Consider the following 2,377-nt stretch of genomic DNA (forward strand, 5'->3'; position numbering starts at 1 on the left):
ACGAAGCATTCGATTACGCCAACCACCCCCAACAGGCGGCATTATTAAAACAGTTTCAGTTTCTGCTGCAGGTTTCCGATCTGGCTCTCAAGGGCTCTGTCGCCCTGAACTTCTTTGCCGACCTGTCCAGTCATACGGCAGGTTCCAGACTGGGCAATGTTATCGGACTGACAGCAGGCGCCCTGATTGCCGGCCTGGCAGGGGGTGCAGTAGGCTGGAGCGTTGGCGGAATGGCAGGAGCAATTGCCACGGCAACGGCTCATGCAACGGGAGCCGTTGCCATCCGTGAAGGTGTCAATCAACTGGAAGGTCGTCAGGTTCGTACCCTGAACAGGCTGATCAACTACGGACCGGCCTTTGCCAACGCATCCAGCCCTATGGATGAGCTGGCGCTGATTGCCAGGGGCGTTGCTAAAAAGGAAGGTCTGGCCAGAAGTGTCTTTAACGTCTGCGTTAACCCCTTTCAATTCCGGTACAATCGACTGACAGAAGCGATTCGTGCTTACCACAACAGGGAAGCCGGAGCCTTTGGCCAGCTCGCCGCTGAAGGTGCCAAATGCCTGATCGTTCTGGGTGGTTCAGTCATGGCTGGAACACTGGTTGCCGGTAGCGCCTTCTACGGGAGTCTGGCGGCCGTGGCATTATGGCCCATAGCCACCTCCAGCTTCGCATTGATTACCACAACGCTGTCTACCGGCAATGTCATCAGTCGACTCTTTAACTCGCTGGACCATGTTGAGAACCTGATTTATACGGCTAAAGACAGCTATCACTATTACCGTATGCTGTTGCCGGAAGGCTCCGATAAAAGAGCCCGCATAGAAGCGCATTGCCTGGCATCATCGAAACGGATGATGGCTAAAATGACCGCCCAGAGTCCGTTCAAACAATACCTGCGAGAAACTATCACCGCAGAAGTAGCCAAGACCTACTGGGATTCATGGCGTGAAACTGAGGAGGGCAAACATCTGGTTGATACTGTTAATGCCGGAGTCGAAAAGGAAGTCACTGAGTTGGCTGAAGCCAGAAAAGAGCTGGCAGAAGATATCCTGAAACACCAGAAGGCTCTGATGATTTTCCAGAGCTATAAAGACCAGGTCGACACCCTGACCAAAGACCGCGAAGCCTTTAACACCTTCAGGAAACAACTCAGGGAAGTGGGGGTTCATCCTCCGGAGATCAGCCATGGCATCGGCTATTACATTCAGGATCAATTACTGGAGATTCCTCTGGCCATCAACCGCCATTGTGGCACCCCCAACCCCGGGACCACCCGATCAGCCATCGGGAAGACGCTCGAAGACTCGTTGAGACAGACGATCAGGGGCCATTATTTGCTGAAAATGGCTGCTCTGGGTCGACCCATCAAGAGGGTTTTAGACGAGGATGGTACTGTTTCCACCCAACCTCTCAGTCGTGATGACCTGCTGACCCTGAAAAACCGGGTCATAAATCAACTGCATAACCATCTGGAGAAGGATATCTCATCGGCAGCCCTTGAACGGCTTCAGCTGGCGGTTCACATGGCCGCAAAAAGTGTTGAGAACGACCACGGCAAGGGTCAAAAGGTCAGCTTTGAGCAGATGAGCAGCGCACTGGCCAACCGGCTGGAAGATCAGGGTCGAGCCATGGAAGCAGTGGAAAGACTCAGGGTCGCACGTTTCCGACAGCAACTGAAAGAGAACCCTGACTTTCAGAATATGACCGAAGAAGAGCAGGCCCTGATCATCGATCAGGGCATCATTGCCCAGCCCCGAGCATCAACACGGGCCTTCACCTGAGGAATAGCCTGGCGTGTTCACTGACATCGTCAGTGGTTCTGGTGTGTTTGGTTTCGAACTCTGCCCGATGCAAGTCCGGATCAAATGGATCGCTATATCTGGCCGTTTTTTGGGTAAAGTCCTGCAGATTCAGAACATTTTCTCTGGCACCGCTCAGTCCACTGTCAAGCATGAAATGATCACCGACTGCAGTTTCACCGGCTGCCGTCACCGCCAATTGATGTCCATGGGCTTCCCTGATCGCAAAATTTTTCTCGAGCCGCTGAGGCCTCGTACATAAGACTGAAGTAAACTGTTGATTGATTTTGTCCGATGTAGCCCCTAATGAGTCGGATTCATCAATGCCATAATAGTGGGCAACCGCCTGAAACCAGGCTTTGTGAACCACCTTGACACTCTCCCGGGCTTTTTTAGTAGCCCGTTGATAAGCCTCTTTCGAATCAATGGGTTCCGATCCTGAAGTCGGGCTCTTCAGTAACTGATCCGTAATGTCTTCCTGCAGTTTGTGACAATACTCATTTAAGGGGTCTGGCAACCTCATACCAATATAAACCTGATTCTTGTTCTCTAAACACCGGGTCTGCATGCCCTTATAT

General features: G+C 52.2%; 2 protein-coding genes. One reads left to right on the forward strand and one right to left on the reverse strand.

Translation table 11 applies throughout. The features are described 5' to 3' along the window. A partial coding sequence (locus tag KDK18_RS00375; protein ID WP_257252389.1) for a hypothetical protein occupies positions 1 to 1,781 on the forward strand: 1,781 nt, incomplete at its 5' end. Here KDK18_RS00375 and KDK18_RS00380 read toward each other — a convergent pair. Further along, positions 1,774 to 2,377 (reverse strand): hypothetical protein (locus KDK18_RS00380; RefSeq protein WP_257252390.1); only part of this gene is annotated, 604 nt, incomplete at its 5' end. The genes KDK18_RS00375 and KDK18_RS00380 overlap by 8 nt on opposite strands.

The sequence above is a fragment of the Endozoicomonas sp. SESOKO3 genome (genome assembly GCF_024606255.1).